16 protein-coding genes are annotated in these 21,783 nt (G+C 37.8%); 5 read left to right on the forward strand and 11 right to left on the reverse strand.

Going from position 1 to position 21,783, the window contains the following annotated elements:
* Positions 1 to 62: 62 nt before the first annotated feature.
* From acs to ACYVFA_RS15145, 11 genes are all read right to left on the reverse strand, one after another.
* The gene (gene acs / locus ACYVFA_RS15095; RefSeq protein WP_460472674.1) at positions 63 to 1,964 is read right to left on the reverse strand and encodes an acetate--CoA ligase; all 1,902 of its coding nucleotides are present in this window, start codon (positions 1,962 to 1,964) and stop codon (positions 63 to 65) included.
* A 109-nt stretch (positions 1,965 to 2,073) separates the two neighbouring features.
* Positions 2,074 to 3,123, reverse strand: a complete 1,050-nt coding sequence (locus ACYVFA_RS15100; protein WP_460472675.1) for an acyltransferase — start codon at positions 3,121 to 3,123, stop codon at positions 2,074 to 2,076.
* Positions 3,120 to 3,353, reverse strand: coding sequence for a DUF6814 family protein (locus ACYVFA_RS15105; RefSeq protein ID WP_460472676.1), 234 nt, complete (start codon positions 3,351 to 3,353; stop codon positions 3,120 to 3,122). Before ACYVFA_RS15105 ends, ACYVFA_RS15100 begins: the two co-directional genes overlap by 4 nt.
* A gap of 18 nt (positions 3,354 to 3,371) precedes the next feature.
* On the reverse strand, positions 3,372 to 4,925 hold the full coding sequence (locus ACYVFA_RS15110) for an MFS transporter (protein WP_460472677.1): 1,554 nt from the start codon (positions 4,923 to 4,925) through the stop codon (positions 3,372 to 3,374).
* Between the two features lie 53 nt (positions 4,926 to 4,978).
* Positions 4,979 to 5,401, reverse strand: coding sequence for an IS1/IS1595 family N-terminal zinc-binding domain-containing protein (locus ACYVFA_RS15115; RefSeq protein WP_460472678.1), 423 nt, complete (start codon positions 5,399 to 5,401; stop codon positions 4,979 to 4,981).
* A gap of 992 nt (positions 5,402 to 6,393) precedes the next feature.
* On the reverse strand, positions 6,394 to 7,713 hold the full coding sequence (locus ACYVFA_RS15120; protein WP_460472679.1) for a hypothetical protein: 1,320 nt from the start codon (positions 7,711 to 7,713) through the stop codon (positions 6,394 to 6,396).
* Between the two features lie 150 nt (positions 7,714 to 7,863).
* Positions 7,864 to 8,538: a carbonic anhydrase gene (locus tag ACYVFA_RS15125; protein WP_460472680.1), complete on the reverse strand. Its 675-nt coding sequence runs from the start codon at positions 8,536 to 8,538 to the stop codon at positions 7,864 to 7,866.
* A complete protein-coding gene (locus tag ACYVFA_RS15130; RefSeq protein ID WP_460472681.1) occupies positions 8,504 to 10,087 on the reverse strand; it encodes a SulP family inorganic anion transporter in 1,584 nt (527 codons plus the stop codon). The genes ACYVFA_RS15125 and ACYVFA_RS15130 overlap by 35 nt, the downstream gene beginning before the upstream one ends.
* Before the next feature lie 195 nt (positions 10,088 to 10,282).
* Positions 10,283 to 10,588: a hypothetical protein gene (locus ACYVFA_RS15135; RefSeq protein ID WP_460472682.1), complete on the reverse strand. Its 306-nt coding sequence runs from the start codon at positions 10,586 to 10,588 to the stop codon at positions 10,283 to 10,285.
* A 133-nt stretch (positions 10,589 to 10,721) separates the two neighbouring features.
* A complete protein-coding gene (locus ACYVFA_RS15140) occupies positions 10,722 to 11,033 on the reverse strand; it encodes a hypothetical protein (protein WP_460472683.1) in 312 nt (103 codons plus the stop codon).
* Between the two features lie 35 nt (positions 11,034 to 11,068).
* Positions 11,069 to 12,559 carry an alpha/beta hydrolase fold domain-containing protein gene (locus tag ACYVFA_RS15145; RefSeq protein WP_460472684.1) on the reverse strand — a complete coding sequence of 497 codons (1,491 nt, stop codon included), beginning with the start codon at positions 12,557 to 12,559 and terminating at the stop codon, positions 11,069 to 11,071.
* A gap of 153 nt (positions 12,560 to 12,712) precedes the next feature.
* Between ACYVFA_RS15145 and ACYVFA_RS15150 the strand changes: the two genes are divergently transcribed.
* The 5 genes from ACYVFA_RS15150 to ACYVFA_RS15170 all read left to right on the forward strand — a co-directional run bounded on the left by ACYVFA_RS15150 (position 12,713) and on the right by ACYVFA_RS15170 (position 21,767).
* A complete protein-coding gene (locus ACYVFA_RS15150) occupies positions 12,713 to 13,903 on the forward strand; it encodes a THUMP-like domain-containing protein (RefSeq protein ID WP_460472685.1) in 1,191 nt (396 codons plus the stop codon).
* A gap of 75 nt (positions 13,904 to 13,978) precedes the next feature.
* Positions 13,979 to 14,650 (forward strand): hypothetical protein, encoded by a 672-nt coding sequence (locus tag ACYVFA_RS15155; RefSeq protein WP_460472686.1) that lies wholly within the window; start codon positions 13,979 to 13,981, stop codon positions 14,648 to 14,650.
* A 325-nt stretch (positions 14,651 to 14,975) separates the two neighbouring features.
* Positions 14,976 to 17,648 carry a glucosidase family protein gene (locus ACYVFA_RS15160; RefSeq protein ID WP_460472687.1) on the forward strand — a complete coding sequence of 891 codons (2,673 nt, stop codon included), beginning with the start codon at positions 14,976 to 14,978 and terminating at the stop codon, positions 17,646 to 17,648.
* Positions 17,649 to 17,854: 206 nt separating this feature from the next.
* Complete coding sequence (gene amaB, locus ACYVFA_RS15165) at positions 17,855 to 19,381, forward strand: aldehyde dehydrogenase family protein (RefSeq protein ID WP_460472688.1); 1,527 nt, start codon at positions 17,855 to 17,857, stop codon at positions 19,379 to 19,381.
* A 316-nt stretch (positions 19,382 to 19,697) separates the two neighbouring features.
* Positions 19,698 to 21,767: an LruC domain-containing protein gene (locus ACYVFA_RS15170; protein WP_460472689.1), complete on the forward strand. Its 2,070-nt coding sequence runs from the start codon at positions 19,698 to 19,700 to the stop codon at positions 21,765 to 21,767.
* The last annotated feature ends 16 nt before the right edge of the window (positions 21,768 to 21,783 follow it).

Genomic DNA, 21,783 nt, shown 5'->3' on the forward strand with positions numbered 1-21,783 from the left:
GTCCTTTTTCCGCAAAGTAAACCCTTTTTTAGCTACTCCCCAACTTTTAAGATTGATCCATCTTATCTCATCTGTTGCGCACCATTCTTTATTTCTTCAACCACATTAGGGTCAAGCAAGGTCGTGGTATCACCTAAATTAGAAGTTTCTCCTTCTGCAATTTTACGCAGGATACGACGCATGATTTTACCCGACCGCGTTTTAGGTAAACCACTCACAAACTGAATCTTATCTGGTTTGGCAATCGGGCCTATTACTCTGGAAACAGTGGCTAAAATATCTTTACGAGTAAGTTCTAAATCATTCAGATGGCTCTCACAAATAACATATGCATAAATACCTTGCCCTTTAATATCATGCGGATAACCAACTACAGCCGATTCAACCACGCCTGTGTGCATATTAATGGCGTTTTCAACCTCAGCAGTACCAATTCTATGGCCTGAAACATTCAATACATCATCCACACGGCCTGTGATCCGATAAAAACCATTCTCATCACGCATGGCACCATCACCTGTAAAATATAAATTAGGGTAGGTAGCGAAATACGTAGTGCGGCAACGCTCATGGTCACCCCAGGTTGTACGGATGGTTGATGGCCAAGGGAATTTGATACATAAATTTCCACTTACATTTCCGCCTAAAATCTCGTTGCCATTTTCATCAACCAGCATCATTTGGATACCCGGTAGTGGGAGGGAAGCCCAGGCTGGTTTCAAAGGAGTAATGCCTGCCAATGCTGAAATTAATATACCTCCGGTTTCAGTTTGCCACCAGGTATCTACTACCGGACAATTATCTTTCCCGATATTTTTAGAATACCAATGCCAGGCTTCTTCATTAATCGGCTCTCCAACTGAACCTAATATTTTTAATGAACTTAAATCTTTCCCTTCAACATATTCATTACCAAAGCCCATTAAAGAGCGAATAGCAGTAGGGGCAGTATACAATATATTCACCCGATGTTTCTCTACAATTTCCCAGAAACGCCCGGCATCAGGATACGTTGGCACACCCTCAAACATCAAAGAAATAGCGCCACAAGCCAATGGGCCATAAACGATGTAAGAATGCCCGGTTATCCAGCCAATATCGGCAGTACAGAAGTGTACCATACCTGGTTTATACTGAAATACATTCAGGAATGTATAAGCTGTATAAACCATATAACCACCACATGTATGCACCACACCTTTAGGTTTTCCTGTTGAGCCAGAAGTATAGAGAATAAACAATGGGTCTTCTGAATCCATTTCTTCGGCCGGACAATCAGAGTTTACAAACTTTACTTCTTCTTCCCACCATACATCACGGCCTTTAATCATACTCACAGGTGTGCGGGTACGGGTAGCTACAATCACTCTTTTTACAGACGGGCAACCAATCAAAGCATCATCCACTGTATCTTTCATCGGAATCGTCTTGTTGCCTCGAACAGCGCCATCTGTTGTGATTACTGCCACACATTGCGAATCGTTGATACGGTCAGCAATAGAAGAGGCCGAGAACCCACCAAATACCACCGAGTGAATAGCACCAATACGGGCACAAGCCAAAGTAGCAATCGCTAACTCAGGTATCATGGGCATATAAATGCAAACGCGGTCACCTTTTTTTACACCGTTGCGTTTCAGTACATTTGAAAAGCTACACACACGATCGAACAACTGGCGATAGGTAAGTGTAACGCTGTCTTCGCTGGGGTCGTTAGGTTCCCAGATAAGGGCAGGCTGTTGCGGTTTATCTCGTACATGACGGTCGAGGCAGTTTTCGGTAATATTCAGTTTACCACCAACAAACCATTGTATTTTAGGTTCTTTAAAATTCCAGTCTAAAACTTTTTTCCAGGGCTTTTTCCATTCAAAATTATTGGCAGCAATTTCAGCCCAGAAGCCTTCAGGGTCTTGCACACTCGCCTCATAGGCTTTTTGATACTCTTCGTAGGTTTGAATAAGCATGATTGAATAAGAGGGTAATTATATGGGTACTCCGTATTGTGAAACTATATTTAATGTCGTAAACTCTCCTTTAGGGGTCGGACGTCTTTTTTGCAAATATCGTAGATAATTATCCTACAATCCAACTGCCAACTTTAGGAATTTTACTGATAATCTTTACAATCAGATAGCTAATAACCAATGTTATCAAAAAATGAGCAGTAATTCCTATTAATGGATGAATCCATGTAAAATTAATCTGATACTCGCGGGATAATATCCTTAAGATTAAAGCATGAACCAGATAAACTCCATAACTGGTTATATCTAGCTCTGTCATAACCTTTGGCATAAAATCAACATCACACGCCTTCTGGAATAGCAGAAATATCGTTACTGACATCGCCATAACTGGTAAACTCAGGTAATCTGTATAATCATACACATACTTGCCTGCCTGCCATGAAACTGCATAACAAATATAGGCTGTTAGCGCCCATGTTACTAAAAATAAGAGAATAAGCGAACTTTTTGAGAGTTTTGTTCCTATGTTTCCTAGCCAGTAGCCTAAAACAAAGTAGCCAACAAAACCTGTAAAGTATCGGATGTCAAACTTTATCTCATACCCAAACCATTTGTTTACCAAAGTATACACTACATTGCCTATAATCCACAATGAAATAAAATACACAATTTCATTGCGTCGGGTATTGGGTATCTGACTGTTTTCTGTGCCTTTAATCCATCTGCTGATAACAGGTGTAAAAGCATAAATGCCTAGAAGCATATAGACAAACCATAAATGCCCGGCATTGCCTCCACCAACCAGGATTTTCTTTATAAAATCTCCAATCGTCCACGGAGTTCTTTCATTGGCTAATCCTTTAAAATTAGACCAGATGATATAGACTAAACTCCAAATAAGAAAAGGGACGAAAATACGTGTGAAACGTTTTTTGAGGAAACTACTCAGTTCTTCATATTTACCAATGAGTAAATAACCTGAAAGCATCACAAATATCGGAACGGCAAATCGGCCAAATACATTGATAATATGGCAAATCCACCAATCGGTATATGGTATTTTCTTGACATGCAATGAGCCAAAACCCGCTGCATGTAATAAAATAACACTTAGTGTTGCTAATACCCTCAGGTTAGTTACCCAGTATTTTTTCATAGTTTTTCACCATTCTTTGTGCTGTATTCTCCTTGCATGGCATAGTAACCAAATATCGACATACCTAAAGAGATGATTGGCGCTAAGATGAATGTATAGATAATGGCCGGTACAAGGTCATTGCCACCGTTCTTCCAAAGTGGAAGTGCCTGAATATAGATAAGATATACGCCGATACTCACACCGATTAATATCCAAAGAAGACCCAAAGCTTTTCTGATTGCGTTCATAATTGTAAGGTTAAAGGATTAGTCGTGAATATTTCTGTCTTTACCATTGATATAAATCAGGCCTATTACAAAGCAGATAGCTGCAATAAGGATGGGATAATTGAGGCCTTCCAAGTATGGTTTTTCAGTGAATAAAGTATTATCGCCGCTGCCATTAAATTTATAAGCTTGAGTGGTAAGAAATGTTGCAATAGCAGGCATCAAACCTCCGAACACACCATTTCCGATATGGTAGGGCAAAGACATAGAAGAATATCTGATTTTAGTCGGAAACATCTCAACCAAAAAGGCTGCAATTGGGCCATAAGCCATTGTAACAAAGATAATAAGACAGAAAACTAACCATATCAAAGTCCACTTGTCACTGTTATTAAGCGTAATAGTCTTTTTAATTTCAGGCTTCGGTAAGGTGAGAGATTTATCAGCCAGATTGGTTGTTTTTACTACCTCTTTCATAATCGTTCCATCTTCGTAATCATGCATGGTAGTAGTTGTCACTAAAGAGTCTGCAATCGATTTGGCGATTAAATCTACCTGAACCGTTGTTTTATCTGTTGTATTGATTTCTACCTTATTGGCTACATTAGTAGTCTGGTAAATTTTGTCGAAGATAGGGCGGTATAATAAAACTGCCAGTAACATACCGGCCAACATAATACCCTTTCTACCGATTTTATCAGATAATGCTCCAAAAACAATAAAGAAAGGTGTCCCCATCAACAAAGCCCACATCATTATTGTATTGGCTTGCACGTCGTCAATATTACAAGTTTTTAGTAAAAAACTCTGTGCATAAAACTGACCTGTATACCACACAACTCCTTGCCCCATAGTAGCTCCAAAGAGTGCCAATAAGACAAACTTGAAATTAAGCCGATTGCCAAATGATTCTTTGAGTGGATTTGCAGAGATTTTTCCTTCTTTTTTTGCTTTTTCAAACAGGGGAGACTCAGACATATTCCGCCGAATCAAAAAAGATACAAATACCATTAAAATAGATACCAGAAAAGGTAATCGCCAACCCCAATCATCAAATGATTCTTTTGACATTGAAGTACGGGTAATCATGATTACGCCTAATGATACAAATAGACCAACAGTGGCTGTTGTTTGTATCCATGAGGTCCAGTAGCCTCTTTTATGTACGGGCGAATGTTCGGCTACGTAAGTAGCTGCGCCACCATACTCACCACCCAAGGCTAAACCCTGCAACAATCTTAATAAAAGTACAAGAATAGGGGCTAAGGCACCAATGGTCTGATAGCTAGGTATTAAACCGATGGCGAAAGTGGCTCCTCCCATTAATAGAAGAGTTACCATAAAAGTATATTTTCGCCCAATTAAATCGCCTAAACGACCGAAAACTAATGCGCCGAATGGTCTAACCACAAAACCTGCTGCAAAAGTGGCGAGTGTATTCAGGAAGCCAGCGGTAGGGTTATCAGTTGGGAAAAATTTAGAAGCTAATACTGTGGCGAGACTGCCGAAGATATAAAAATCATACCACTCAATAAGCGTACCCACCGACGAAGCGCCAATGATGTAGCCTAAACTTTGTTTTTTTTCAGACATTTATTAATAGTTTTTAGGGGATAGATAGATATTTTTAATGGTTGGTTGCTTGTTTATTTTTTGGTGCGTTCCCATTTGATAAGCATAAACTTATCTTCAACTTCGGTTACTACTACGCCAATACCACGAAGATTTTCGCGGTTGGAATAGAAATCGATTAGTTCAGCATAAGTCAGAATCAAAGTTGTAGGTTTATAGTTGTTTTTACGGCCTGGAATGATAATATGATATTTTCTTACCCAGTTCATGACCGAAACATGGCTGATGCCCAGAAGCCGTTCAATTTCTCTGAAACTAAGACCTTCCAAGTATAATTGTAAGGCTTTGGTTACAAAAAAACTCTCAATATTTTTTCCGAGCTTATCGACGGTAAAATTATAACCACAGTCTTTACATTTATAGCGCTGTTTTTCCTTGACTATCCCATTACGGGAAATATTATTAGAATCACATTGAGGGCAGTGCAGGAGTTCCATTGTGTTCTATAGGTTTTTTAGCAAATATAGATTTTTTTGATAGGATACAACAATTTCACCGTAAGATTATATTTTAGATCAGATATTATGACCATATATTCTTCTATAATCTAAGAGTAAATCTGAATTATTTACAGACTGAATGATAAAGACTATAGTAGTGTATTATGACGGAATTTAGAGTTTAATAAAACTATATTTTAATAGGTTTACAAAACGTATAGTTTAAATAACTGGGTTACTAATAAACGGTCACCTAAACTCGCTTTATTCGTAGAATTTTAGAGCTCAACTTTAAACAGATGAATATTGAAATAAATTTTATTTGTATTTTTTATTGTACAAAGTGCTTATAGTTAGTATTTTATGTGTTTGTGGGTGGTTGATTGAGAAAAAATGTCATTTTTTTTTAAAATATTAAATCCGAATTTTCTAACCTCTCGTATATATATGTGATTAGGTAATCAACTTTATAGATAGAAACTTAATAGCCATTAAAACTAAAGCCCAAATTCAGACTTTAATAGTAAATATACCACTATTAAAGTCTATTTGAGCATAAAATTATTATAAATAATTGTGCTATGATTTACGCTCTTGTTCACTTTTCGACTAGTGCGAAATAGTTGTAAGATTGAAGTAGCTTAGTCAGATGTGCCAGAGCAAAAGAATTGGTTAACAACTTTTGCTAAATAACCCAAAAAGACTGCCTGAGTATTAACCTGTTATAAATGATTAGAGAAAACGAATACTTTAAGTGCAGTACATTTCAGTTACGTAATCCGCAAAGTAAAAAGCCCCGCAGAGATTTCTCTCGGGGCTTGTTTCTTTAATGGAATCAGTCTTGAACTTTGATTCACCTGATTTTATGATTTAGTATGATTTTGACTTTCTTGAAAGAATTAGACCTGTATCTAGTGATGCGAAATATCTAATTTCGTTTTAAGAAATCAGCGAAATCATAAAATCAGGTGAATCAAAGTTCAGGATAATTAATTAAAAAACACCTGATACTGGATAATTCCTGAGCCTTTTCTGTTGCTGAATTCACCTTTACTGTTGGCATCAACCAAGAAAACTGGTCGGTTCTGATAGGCCAATGTTAGTTTTGAATTATGGCCGTTTAAAAGCCATACCAATCCAAAATCCCAGAAATTCATTCCCTGATTCAGACGATTATAGTTGGCGTGTTGCAGAGATACATAGGGCATTAAAGTGGTTTTGCCTATCATATTATCTTTGAATTTATAACCTACTTGTGCATATAATACATTTCCTGTGCCATAAGCCGGGAACCCATTGCCCGAGCCATTGAGTACATTGCTTCTTGTACTTCCATTAGAGGGATTCATTACAGCCAGATTACGGATATAGTTTTTGCCAAAATCAAAATATCCCACAGAAGCATAAGCACTGATGGATTGTCCTTGTTTTCCTGCCGGAGCGTCATAGTAAGCATCTAAAGCTAACTGAACCATATTTGTTTCAACTGTATCCACTTTGTTTGCTGCCAGATTCCACATGGCTTTGGGTTGATAGACAAAGCCGGCACCGATATTAAAAACTTTTTTCTTGCCCAGATAAGTACCTGTCATATATGGAGTCAGGTTAGTTTCCTGCTCCAAAAATTGCCATTGAAAATATCCATTCCATTGAAATTTCGGTGGTTTTGAAGAGAAGTTCGCATAATTAGCATTCAATGTTCCGTTATAAGAAGCTGCTTTCTGAAAAGACATGGGGTCAGATAATATTAACCGATAATCAAATTTACCTAGTTTACCTTTGGCATACACTGAAAGTTTACGTAAAAACTGATCAGTTACATCATTTGTCGATTGTTGATATAAAGGGGCATCAACCCCTAAAATACTACCAACTGATGGAGAGGCAAAGCGAGCCAGACCACTCCAGGCTGCCAAACCTCCACCTAACGATAGTTTATTTTTAACAAGAGCATATTCGCCCAAAGCATCATGAATAAAAAAACCTGATTTACGGTCTGAAATGCCGTTGAAATTATTGGCGCCAATCTGAGTATAGATAAATACTCTATCAGTTAATTGCCCATAAAATTGTATTCTGAAACGGCGGATACCAATATCCCAGCTATTTTTTCGGGCATATCCAAAAAGTGTTGAGCCGTCATTCAAGCTTGTGTTTCGCAACCAGGCCTGATTCACCATCGTGAATTTAACGTAATGAGAGCCTTCTTCATTCAAGCTTAGTTTTCCATCTTTTAATACTTGTGCATTTGTCCTGATGGAAGACATAAACACAAGTATTCCGGAAAAAACTAATTTATATATTTTCATAAAAGTATCGTATGTGTAATTCTAATATAGGGCAAAAGCAGTGGTGTATGTAATCAGAGAAAAAGAGGAAAAATAAAGACGCCTATACGATAAGTGTATAAGAACTCATCGATAAGCGCCTTATCTTAACAAACGCAAACTGTAATATTATTAACGCTCTGCTTCTTCTAGTTTCTTCGCTTTTTTCTTATTGAAATTGAAGTTATAAACCTCTTCCAAGGCATCATGGTCTTTCGACTCAATCTCAATAATTGGTTTGATATGGCCAGTATGTAAGTCAAGCACCCATCCATGCAGCATCGGGTATTCACCACTCGCCCAGGCATTTTGTACAATGGTGGTTTTGGCCAGATTTTTCACTTGTTCTATTACATTCACCTCTACCAATCTATCAAAACGTTCTTTATCATCCTCAATGCCTTGCAGTTCGTCCTGATACTTGGTATATACATCTTTAATATTCCGTAGCCAGTTATTAATCAAGCCATAATCATTATTGGTCATAGATGCTTTCACCCCTCCGCATTGATAATGGCCCACCACCAGAATATGTTTCACTTTCAAAACTTCTACGGCATATTGTAGTACACTCAACATACTCATATCTGTATGGATAACCAAATTGGCTACATTGCGGTGTACAAAGATTTCGCCGGGTTGTGTACCAGTTACCTGATCAGAAGGTACGCGGCTATCCGAGCAGCCAATCCACAAAAACTCCGGTTTTTGGTCGGCGGCTAAGGTGGTAAAATACGAAGGGTCAAACTGAAGTTTTTCTGCCGCCCATGCTTTATTCGCTAATAAGAGTTTTTGATACGATTCCATCGCTTTTTCTATAGTTTAATTTCCTTCTTTTGATATTTTTAAATTCAATATTGATATGTCTGGCTTTGGCTTCTGCCTGAAACTCTTCTAATGTCAGAAATATATCATGGTCAATAAAATTAGTTTTAGTGCCATCTATCAAAACCTGATCGCCTGATTTCAAACCTGCCAGATTCTGCATTAATTCAGATTTATTAAAGTAAAAAATGTCTTTATTAAACTGAATCATCACGCTGTTGCCATCTCTTACTACCGACATTGAGCCTTTATAATTGGTATAAAGAATATATACCATTGCTACACCAACACCTATGCCGATACCTGTCAAGAGATCTGTAAATACTACGGCTACTACTGTTATAATAAAAGGCACAAACTGATCGGGGCCTTCTTTAAACATAGATTTAAACATACTTGGTTTAGCTAGTTTATAACCTACCATAATTAGCACCGCTGCTAATGTAGCCAACGGAATCATATTGAGCAGGTTTGGAATACTCAGCGTACAAACCAATAAAATAATACCATGAATAATGGTCGATAATTTCGATTTATTACCCGATTGAATATTGGCCGAACTCCGCACAATTACCTGAGTAACTGGAAGACCTCCTAATAAACCCGAAACAATATTGCCCGAACCCTGCGCAATTAATTCGCGATTGGTTGGTGTTATCCTGCTTTGAGGGTCTAATTTATCAGTAGCCTCTACCGAGAGAAGTGTTTCAAGGCTGGCCACGATGGCAATCACAAAAGCAGTTTTCCAGATGAGTGGATTTGTAATAGCTGAGAAATTGGGAAAGGCTAAAAAGCTGCTTACTTCAGATAATGATTTAGTAACGGGCAAACTTACCAGATGATTATTTTCTAAATGAAAATTGGTAGGCAAAACACCTAAGCCACTGTTTAAGAAAATACCTAACAATACGGCAAGCAAAGGGCCGGGAATGAGACTCAGAATTCTGTTTCTTTTAATAAAATCGGTATCCCATACAATCAGCACGAGTATAGATACCACGCCGATTATCAAGGCTCCTTCATTGAAGCGTTCAGTTATATTCAATAACTCAGAAAATGTATTTTCACCATCTTTCTGCGCAAAATTTTCATCGCCTTCGTAGTCCTGATCGATACCGAATACGTGAGGAATTTGCTTCAGAATAATAATAATACCAATAGCGGTAAGCATACCTTTGATAACCGAGGATGGGAAATAATAACCGATAACGCCGGCTTTTACTGCTCCCAGAATAATCTGCATGAATCCTGCTAAGACCACAGCAAGGATAAATGAGTCGAAAGCGCCTAATTCCGTAATTGCATTAAGTACAATTACGGTAAGTCCGGCTGCTGGCCCGGCTACACCAACTTGCGAACCACTAATGGCACCTACAACGATACCGCCGACAATACCCGCAATAACACCTGAAATAAGTGGAGCTCCGGAAGCCAATGCTACGCCTAAACAAAGGGGTAGAGCTACCAGAAAAACCACAAGTCCAGAGGGTAAATCCTGTTTAAGATTTGAAAAGTTTAATGTTGATTTCATTGATTTATATAAGATAATAGGTCAGAATTCTAAAACTATTTATGAAGGATACTTGGTCAAAATCATAAAGTACCAATCAAAATAACACATAGAACTACTGATAAGTAAATGAAGAATAGAAACTACTATTCTTTAAGGAACAAGTGTTGGGTTAATAAGGACATAACTATCAGATACACTGATAGCTGGTAATTATTATGCCTTGGGAGGGGGCGATTGTATCAATCGGATAGGAAACCGCTCGGCGGATTGGTTAAAGAAATAAATACTTATCGTAGGAGAGAAGTAATTAAATGTAAAATTCAGCCCCAAAAAAGACATCAGATACTTATTTGGTTCGCTTTTTTTCTCTTGATTTTCGTTCTCGCACTCATTCTCATCATTTTCGCAAACATCTAAACTGCATGAGATTACCTCGCCAAAGAAATCTTTGACGTATTCGCTGAAGGTCGAACACTCGATAACCAGAAACAGAAATAAGACAGCTATTCTTTGCGCCATAATGGAAACACGAGACTTTTAATCTATGTGCTTAACGAAATAGTTATAAGTTTTGTTCAAAGATATGAAGTTATAACTACAAAAAATTATACTTGTGGAGATTTTATTAGAATTTAATTTTGGGAAAACTTATTTAATGCAAATTCAATTTTAGAATCTGCGTTAATTCAAAAATAAGTTCACTTTCAATGATGCCTGAACATTCTTTAATAATATTCAACTCTTCCGATATGGGCTCACCAAGCTTTTCCAGCACATAATCAAACTTAGGAATGGCTTCTTCAATATAATTGAAAGTATTAATATAAATCAATTGCTCATTTTGTCGTAGCCCAATGGTACATAAATCCGCATCCCAATAATTTACAAATTCAACTGTTGAGAAATCAAAAAGTACTTTTAGCCGATTTGTTAAATTTATAATAGTATGATGTTTTTCAATCATTTGCAAAAGACTTTTATTACCCAATATAAAATGGCTTAATACCCCAACTTCTCCAAAAACTTACCCCTGGCCTTTGCCATATTATCTGATTGCCTCGGATCAAACCAGATAAAATGTCCTGCGCCTGTTAAAGGCATAAAAGTCAGGTTATTATTGCCAATCGTAACCATATCTTCTCCAAATTTCCGGGCTGTGAAGTAGGGAACATTTCTGTCTAAGGTACCATGAAAGATAAGCGCAGGAGGAAAATCTTTTCTCACCAGATTATTTGGAGATATTTCCTTTGTGAGGTTCTTGTCCTTTAAATCCTTTCTGATCCAGGCGGTAAGGTCGTCGGTCAAATCATAGACACCTGCGTTAATTATCAAGGCATTTGGCTTGGCACTGAATTTTAGATTATCAGTCTTCTCATTCCAATTATCAACCAAGGCAGTTGTTAGCGCTAAATGCCCTCCGGCTGAATTACCGGTGGCTAATATTTTAGTAGTATCAATGTTATAGGCATCAGCGTTTTGTCTAAGCCACCTAATGGCAGATTTGGCATCCATCACAGCTTCAAAAGGTAAGGTTCCATATCTGCCAAAAGTGCGGTATTCAACCGCACAAGCTACCCAACCTTTTTTTGCATAATCCTGACAAGTGGGAAAGAACCAATCCGGTTTCCCTTCCGACCAACTACCTCCATGAAAAAATACAATAGCTGGTCGTTTACTTGTCATATTTTCTGGTTCGAATAAATGTATATCCAGGCTATGTTTCCCGAAAGTCTTATAGGTTTTAATAATATGTCCTTGTTTTCCTGCTACATCTTCTTTATATGCTTTTGTCACTTTATTCACAAAAGCAGTGTCTTTACAACTGGCAATAAAATTCTTATAAATAGCATCAATATGCTTGATTCCATTATTATCGATATGATTAAAAAGATAATCAGATTGCCAGTATTCCAGACATTTCTTATTAGAAACATACTTTGGGATTAATTTCCACTGTGCCTGAAAATGCTGGTTATCCTGATTTTTAAAAGCCCCCTTTTTGAGTTCAAGATAGGTTTGTAACGATAGGAAGGACTTGAAGTAATTAACAAAATCAGAATTGCTTAATAGCTCAGGTTTATTAAAGTCTTTAAGATTGGCTTTTAATCTTTCAGGTATTTTCGAGGCAATCGCCAGAGAATTTTTTCCAAAAACTTCATTTGTCTGCGGATAATCAATCAAGATTCTATCAAAATAATACTTGATTTCTAATCTTTGTCTTTCTACATAATCGGGGGCAAGTTTACTTTGATATTTATGAAGGGCAGCGTCAAACTCTGTTCTTCCTGAGTCTATTTTGGCAATAAAAGCCTTTTCTGGCAAAGCATAAACCTTACTATAATTAGGATAAAAACTATCACTGAATTTTTTGCCCAGAATTTTTAATTCAGCAAGATAATTTTGTTGATTCAGGTCGACAGGTTTTTGATTTTCTTGTGCCTGAATCTGAAAAGTGCACAGAAATAGAATAAAAGTTAATTGCTTAATCATCGTTTGTTGGAAGAGGAATAGGTTATGAATTCAATGCAGCAATTTACCTTTTTTATCGGACTATTTTTGCAAACCATAGTAATTTGTAGAGACTTTTAATTCTTGTATTTTTGCCCATATTTTGGCAAAAATTGATTGTTATAAAAGGACTTCATGGATTTAGAAATATTAAAAAAGGCAAGAGATGCAGCATACCAGATTCAGGAATCTGATATTCAGGCATATATATTAAAAAATCAGAAAAAGATAGATGCTCAATTCTTGCGATTAGTGGCCGACCAGTGGATAGCACGTCAAAAAGCCAGATATAAATTACCAGGCTGGTATGCTAATCCTGACATTATTTATCCGGCACCTTTATCCGTAGAACAATCATCTTCTGAAACAACTGCCCATTACAAATCAAGGCTTTTCCCAGATGCAACTCATACAAAATTAATAGACCTGACAGGTGGAATGGGAATTGATACAAGTGCTTTTGCTGATTTTCACAAACAGGTTATTTATATAGAAAGAAACGAAGCCTTAGCACCTGTTTCACAATACAATTTTAATGTATCAGGGTATACTAATATTGAAGTAAGAAATGAAGATGCTATCAGCTTTTTGCAGAATAACCCAATAGATTCAGATACGGATTATTATATAGACCCTGCCCGACGGGATTCTGCTAAAAATAAGGTTTTCAGAATAGAAGATTGTGAGCCTGATATTTTACAAATTCAGCACCTGATAGGCGATTTTTTGGTTAAATATTCACCTATGTTAGATATAAAACAAGCACTCGAACAAATCAAGGGAATTGCAGAAGTGCATGTGGTTGCTGTTGAAAATGAGGTGAAAGAACTGCTTTTTTTGAAGCAAGGGCAAAAAGAAGAGGCGCAAATAGTATGTGTGAATTTTCTGACTGATAAAACCAGACAGACTTTTAGCTTTAATTATACTGATGAGCAACAAGTGTCGGTAACCTATGCGCTACCTAAACAATATATCTATGAACCCAACGCCGCTATCCTGAAAGCAGGTGCTTTTAAAACTATAGCACAGGTTTATGGTTTAGAAAAATTAGCATCGAATAGTCATCTCTATACTTCTGATACATTAAAGAAAGATTTTCCAGGTCGAAATTTTATTTGTGAAGCGGTATGCAAATTTGATAAAAAGGAGATATTAGCAAGACTAGACAATAATCAGGCGAATGTTTCAATACGTAATTTTCCAATGAAACCTGATGAAATCAAAAAGAAATTAGGCTTAAAAGACGGAGGGGACACATATCTTTTTGCAACCGAGAACCATCAGCAACAGAAAATAGTTTTAATTTGCAAAAAGGCTTCTGTGTAAATCCCTAACAGATATTTTATTCATCAGCTAGTTACCAGAAGCTCATTTGTAAGTCAAATAATAAAAATAACGTTTATGAAAAAATTAACATTTCTTATAATAGTCTTATTGACCACCCAATCGCTTTTTGCGCAGACAATCCTGAGTGGCTCTGAGCTTTTTGGTAAAGACCGGAAAGACGGTTTTTATATGACTCTAAGCACTGAAAAAAAGTTTATCGAAAAAGACTGGCCTTTGTTTCTAGCTAAATACGGAAGCATTTCTCAAAATAGAGACACCTATAATATCGCCTCTGCCAGTATCCCTGACCTTACTTCGGAGCCTGTAAACCTGATGACCAAAATCATTTCAGACCAGAAAACGAAAACCAAGGTTTTTGCTTCTTTTGATATCGGAGGCACTCCGGTTTCAAGTAGTTCGAGCAATTATTATGAAGTCGAGAAGTTGATGAAAGAGTTTTATGCCTATGCCATGCAGAATGAAGATGTGCGTCTGGCGGAAAGAGATGCGGATGAATCTCAGAAAAATTTTGACAGAGTTGAAAAAACAGGCAAACGAATTGTGAGAGACATTGAGAGAAATAAGCGTGAAAAAGAAACCTTATTGCGCAAGATAGAAGAAAACAAACAGGAACTGGAAAAACTATTGCAGGAAGAAACTGCCAATAAGCAAGATATGGAAAACGCTAAAATTGCTTTAGAAGAAAAGCAGAAATCGTTAAGCACTGTGAAAACCAAGAAACAATAGTTGATTATCTGTTTTTGATGGTAAAGAATAAGGTGAATTGGCGGAAATACAGAAGCTAGGTACTTAACTCATGCATAAACGCAAAGACAGATTTCATTGAATCTGTCTTTTTTATATTTTTCTCGGGAAAGAGACATTAGTATGCCGACATTGGGCGAATAGGTTAAAAGGTACAATTTTTGCTTTACTGATTCACTATAAAGCATTTAGGTGCTTATTGTATTATAATAACAAGTTTTTTCATTTTTATAAGCGATTAGATAGCTAATATTTCTTCGTATATATTTTTTTCTATTTTTGCGAATACTACCTAAAAGAACCAACTATGACAGAACTGGCGGAGAAAATACGGCTAAACCTAAGAAAAGATAATAAAGGCTGGAAAAGATGGGGCCCTTACCTTTCTGAAAGACAGTGGGGTACTGTTCGCGAGGATTACAGTGTATATGGTAGCACGTGGGACTACGTGTCTCATGATATGGCTCGTTCCTGGGCTTATCGTTGGGGTGAAGATGGTATTGGTGGTATTTCAGACAATAAACAGTTTTTATGTCTGGCTTTCTCTTTCTGGAATCATCAGGATAAAATTGTGAAAGAGCGTCTCTATGGCATGGCTGGATCAGAAGGAAACCATGGAGAGGATGTAAAAGAATTGTATTATTATCTCGATAGTACGCCTACGCATTCGTATATGAAGATGTTGTATAAATATCCTCATAACGAATTTCCCTATAAAAAAATAATAGAAGAAAACTCTAGGCGCTCCAGAAGAGACCCTGAGTTTGAAATTCTCGAAACGGGAATCTTCGATAACAATGAATATTTCGATATTTTTATAGAATATGCCAAAGCCGATGAAACAGACATTCTAATCAAGGTTACGGCTTATAATCGCGGGAAAAAAGCTGCTCCGCTAACGATTCTGCCAACTATATGGTTTAGGAATACTTGGTCGTGGGGTTATGAAAATTTCAAGCAGAAACCCATGCTTACCGGAATTGCTAACTCTCAGATTGTAGCAAACCATCATCTGGTAGGAAATTATAAACTCTATATTGAAGACGCAGACGAGCTTTTGTTCTGTGAAAATGAAACCAACATGGAGCGTGTTTTTGGTAAACCCAATAACACGATGTATGTAAAAGATGGGATCAGTAATTATGTTATTACGGGCAAAGAAAAATATGTGAATCCGAACCGGATTGGTTCAAAGGCCTCAGCTAAATTTGCAAAGAAAGTACCTGCCGAAGGCTCAGTAAGTGTTCGTCTCCGATTCAGTCAGAATAAACATAATAAGCCTTTCGAAGATTTTGATGAAGTATTTGCAGCCCGATTGCAGGATGCAGAAGATTTCTATGCCGAGGTGCAGAAAAATGTGATTAATGATGAACTGAAAAAAATCCAGCGCCAGGCCTTTGCAGGTATGATGTGGAATAAGCAGTTCTACTATTATAATGTGAATGAATGGACAAATGGTGACCCTAAAATGCCATTTGAATTCAAAGGCCGTGCCTATCAGAGGAATCATACCTGGAAACATGCCTATATGGCCAATATCCTCTCCATGCCTGATAAGTGGGAGTATCCCTGGTTTGCGGCATGGGATCTGGCTTTTCATACACTAACACTTGCGCGCATTGACCCAGATTTTGCTAAAAGGCAATTAGCCGTTATTCTCCGCGAATATTATATGCACCCTAACGGGCAGTTACCTGCCTATGAGTGGAATTTTTCAGATGTAAATCCACCAGTTCATGCTTGGGCAACCTGGAAAGTCTATGAGATAGATAAGAAGAACAATGGCAAGGGCGATATCCTTTTCTTAGAAAAGGTATTTCATAAACTATTGATGAATTTCACCTGGTGGGTGAATCAGAAAGATGAGGAAGGAAATAATATCTTTGGCGGGGGCTTCTTAGGGCTTGATAATATTGGAGTTTTTGATCGTAATACCCAAATTCCGGGTGTAAAACTAGAGCAGGCTGATGCTACAGGATGGATGGCAATGTATACCCTGAATATGTTACGTATTGCCTGCGAGATTTCGCTCGAAAGACCTGTATATCAGGATATGGCCTCTAAGTTTTTTGAGCACTTTCTGCATATTGCAGGGGCCATCAATAGGCCCATCAAAGGCAATGATTTAGGTTTGTGGGATGAGGGAGACCAGTTCTATTATGATAAACTGCATGCGCCTAATGGCGAAACAATTTTCATGAAAATCCGCTCGTATGTTGGGCTGATTCCTCTTTGTGCAGTAGAAGTATTGAATGAAGAAACGCTTGCGAAACTACCTGATTTCAAAAGAAGACTGGAATGGGTATTAAATAACCGCCCTGATTTAGCTTCGCTGATTTCCCGATGGCATGAACCCGGTAAGGGAGAAACGCATTTACTATCATTACTACGCGGTCACCGGATGAAAATGGTAGTAAAACGTATGTTTGATGAAGCCGAATTCTTGTCTGATTACGGACTGCGTTCGTTATCAAAATGTCATAACGATAACCCTTATAAATTTAATATGCAGGGTGAAATTCTGAGCGTAAAATATACCCCAGCAGAATCTGATCTGAGTATTATGGGTGGAAACTCCAACTGGCGAGGCCCTATCTGGTTCCCCATAAATTATCTGATTATTGATGCCATGCTGAAATTTTATGAGTATTACGGTGACGATTTTGAGATTGAATACCCAACCAATTCTGGCAATATTATGTCAATCAAAGACGCCACAATGCTGGTAGCACAACGATTGATTAATATTTTTGTGATGAATAAAGACAAAGTGCGCCCAGCGATGACAGGTCTTGATAAGTTTGATAAAGACCCTCATTTCAAAGACTTATATCTGTTCTATGAGTATTTCAATGGTGATAATGGTGCTGGCTTAGGAGCTGCTCACCAATGTGGCTGGACAGGTCTCGTAGCTGATTTGATTGAGGCTGTCAGCGAAAATAGTCTTGTTAAGACAGACTCAGACAAGAAAATCGTATAAATGTATTTTTGCCAAATATTATTTGGTAAAAATTAACCTCATCCTCCGGCCTCTCTCCCAACGACTGTGGAGAGGGGCTTTTTTGTAATTTCTCAGACTTTAGAAAATGAGAGATGGAGTGAATTCCAAATAATATTTCGCCTATCCTTCTTTTAAACTAGCACTTTTGTATATTTGTCTTATTAATCCAACAAACAAAACCATCCATGAAAGAATTCTTAGAAGCATTAAATATTAAAGACTTAAACAACGGAATCAGTACAGGTAAAGAAAGCTGGGAAGGCGGCGGCGACATCATTAGTTCTTATTCTCCGGTTGATGGTGAGTTGATTGGGAAAGTCAATCAGGCTACGCATGATGATTACCAGAAAGTAATAGCCAAGGCAGAAGAAGCTTATAAAATATGGAGAGAAGTGCCCGCACCTAAGCGCGGCGAAATAGTGCGTCAGATGGGTGAAGCATTACGGGCTAATAAAGATAATTTAGGAAGATTGGTAAGCTATGAAATGGGCAAAAGCCTGCAAGAGGGTTGGGGAGAGGTACAGGAAATGATTGATATATGTGATTTTGCTGTGGGCTTATCACGCCAGTTATATGGTTTAAGCATGCACTCTGAGCGTTTGCAGCACCGTATGTACGAGCAATGGCATCCGATTGGAATTGTGGGTATCATTTCAGCCTTTAATTTCCCGGTGGCAGTCTGGTCGTGGAATTCAATGCTGGCCTGGGTTTGTGGTGACGTTTGTGTATGGAAACCATCAGAAAAAACACCGCTATCAGCTATTGCCTGTCAGAATATTATTCAGGAAGTTCTGAGAAACAATGATGTGCCGGAAGGAATATCCGGCTTAATTATAGGCGACAGACAAGTAGGTGAGTGGTTATCGAATGATACAAGAGTCCCTTTGGTCTCAGCTACTGGTTCTACCCGTATGGGAAAAGCAGTTGGGCAGGCTGTGGCGAGCAGACTAGGTAGAAGTTTGCTGGAATTAGGTGGAAATAACGCAATCATAGTTACCGAAAATGCAGATTTGCAAATTGTAATTCCAGCAGTAGTTTTTGGTGCGGTTGGAACAGCCGGACAGAGATGTACAACCACACGCCGCCTGATTCTGCACGAAAGTATTTATGAAGATGTCAAGAACCGTCTGGTGAAGATTTATTCACAACTGCGTATTGGCAATCCATTAGATACAAATAATCATGTTGGTCCATTGATTGATACAGATGCTGTCCTTAGTTATCAGTCAGCCATAGAAAGAGTAAAATCAGAGGGTGGAAATATTTTATTTGGTAATGAAGTGTTAAGTGGAACTGAATACAAGTCTGGTTGTTATGTAAAACCAACGCTTGTGGAAGTTGCACAGCAAACACCTATGGTTTGCCATGAAACTTTTGCACCAATACTTTATCTGATAAAGTATAAAACGCTTGATGAGGCCATTGCCCTGCAAAATGGGGTACCTCAAGGGTTGTCATCTGCCATCTTTACGCTTAATCTGCGTGAAGCTGAACAGTTCTTATCGGCCAATGGCTCAGATTGTGGCATTGCCAATGTTAATATTGGTACATCAGGTGCAGAGATCGGAGGCGCGTTTGGTGGAGAAAAAGAAACCGGAGGTGGTCGTGAAAGTGGCTCTGATGCCTGGAAAAACTATATGCGTCGCCAGACAAATACAATAAATTATAGCACCCATCTGCCCTTGGCACAAGGGATAAAGTTTGATATTTAAGATATTGGGTAAATAAACCAAAAAGAGCCGATGCTACTTATTGCATCGGCTCTTTTTGGTTTATTTACCATTTGAAAGTTAAGAGGCCATACAATAAAAGTTGTGCCAAGGTTATAAATGCTACCATTCGATAATTTTAAAAAAACACAGAAAATGGCTAATTTCTTGGCTTAACTGAAAAATCCTGCCAATTAGCCCTCTTTTTTTTCTAAATATCGAAAACTCCAGTTTTCAAGCGACTAACACTGCAACTTTGTAGTGCAAAATGGCTCGAAAATTGCTCTTTATTCAAAAATATTTATAACTTTTAACTTCAATGAAAACGAAATTTTATCAATTATTGACATTAACTTTTGCAATCATATTGAATGCCTGCAAACCAGATATTGATGATTTAGCGCCTCCAACCGGTACCAATACCGGAAATACAAAAATGGATAAACTAAGTATCCCAACGAATTTTAACTTTAATACAAGCGGTGAAGTAAAATTTGACATCGGTGCGTTTGATAATTCGGATAAGCCAATCAAAGGCGTGATTATGTCAGTTTACAGCTATCCGGACGAGCAATTATTGTTCAAAGGCATTACTTCATCAACAGGTGTATTAAGTGTCAGCCAAAAAATACCAACTTACGTAACACAGGTATCTGTTAAGCCAAATTATGTGGGCTTGCCTGCACAAATGATTGTTAAAATTGCCAATAATCAGGTAAAACTAACTTTAGGTGGTAAAAACCCGGTAACTTCAGGTTATGTAATAGAGCGTGAGGTTCCTACCATTAATGCTGGGGCAAGAACTACAGCACAGGATTATCCAACAATTTCATATATGGGTAGCTGGAATTCATCAGGTGTACCTAATTACTTAGAAAACACCAGAGATGCTGTTTCATCTAGTTTCCTCGAAAAAATTAACGCCAGTGTGCCTGAAGGACAACCTGTTCCAAAATATCACCCTGATTTTTTAAATCCAGCTAATCGTAACTATTTAGTTATCAAAGAATTATCTGATGTTTGGGTGACATTCGTACACGAAGGTGCTGGCTGGTTAAATACTCTGGGTTATTATACCTTTGACCCTGCGGCTCCTCCTACCAAAATAGCTGATATTTCAAAAATTAATATCATTTTCCCGAACGTATCATACAAAGGTGATGGTGGTGGATTAGTAACTGGTGATAAAGTGAAATTGGGTAGATTTAATGCTAATACTGCTATCGGCTTTGTTCTTCTGGCAAACGCTTACAACAGTAATAATGCTACAATAGGTAAAGGATATTATGCAAATTATAGTCAGGATGTATTGAATGTTGAAACAGTAAAAGATTTACAACGCCACCTGATTGTATTAAATGACCCTGAAACAAACCGTATGGTATTGGCTTTTGAAGATGTAAGCCGTCAGAATACGCCAATCAATTGTGATAATGACTTTAATGATGCAATTTTCTTTGCCAGTTCAAATCCGGTGAAAGCTATTTCTACTGATAATGTTCCGGTTGTAGATACTGCAACAGATACAGATGGTGATGGAGTAGGTGATACGCGTGATGAATATCCAAAAGATCCGACACGGGCCGTTAATAACTACACACCAACAAAAAATACTTATAGTTCGCTTGCTTACGAAGATTTGTGGCCGTTCCAGGGAGACTATGACTTGAATGACCTGATAGTAAACTATCAGTTCCAGGAAGTATTAAACGCTTCAAATCAGGTTGTTGAAATGAAAGTAAAGGTTTATCCAAAAGCAATCGGTGCCTCGTTTGCCAGTGGTTGGGGCTTCCAGATGCCAATTGACCCTTCGGCAGTGAAATCGGTAACCGGAGCTTCTTTGACAGATGGTAAGATAAAGACAGCCGCAAATGGAGTAGAAGCAGATCAGAAATATGCAGTAGTGATAGCATTTGATAATGCATTTAAACGAATGAAATCCTCCGATGGGTTCATCAATACCATGCAGGGGTCTACGATTATAGCACCAACAGATACACTGAACCTGAATATTGTATTTACAAGCCCTATCAATAAAAGTACTCTGGGTAATGCGCCATACAATGCGTTCAGCTTTAAATCTGATGAAAGAGGTAAAGAGATTCATTTACCAAATATGGCTCCCACTAGTAAAGCAGATGTAAGCTTGTTTGGTACTGGTAAGGATCAATCACAACCAACCAAGGGCATCTATTATAAAACAGCTACTGGCTTGCCTTGGGCAATTGATTTTACGACTGAATTTAAATATCCGGCAGAGTCTCAGGCGATTATTGATACCTATTTGAAATTTGCTGACTGGGCGCAGAGTGGGGGAGTTAATTTCCCTGACTGGTACCTGCAGAAAACAGGATATACGGATGATACGAAGGTTTTTAAAGGGAAATAATTGATAATAATTTGTG

The organism is Emticicia fontis (assembly GCF_054779675.1).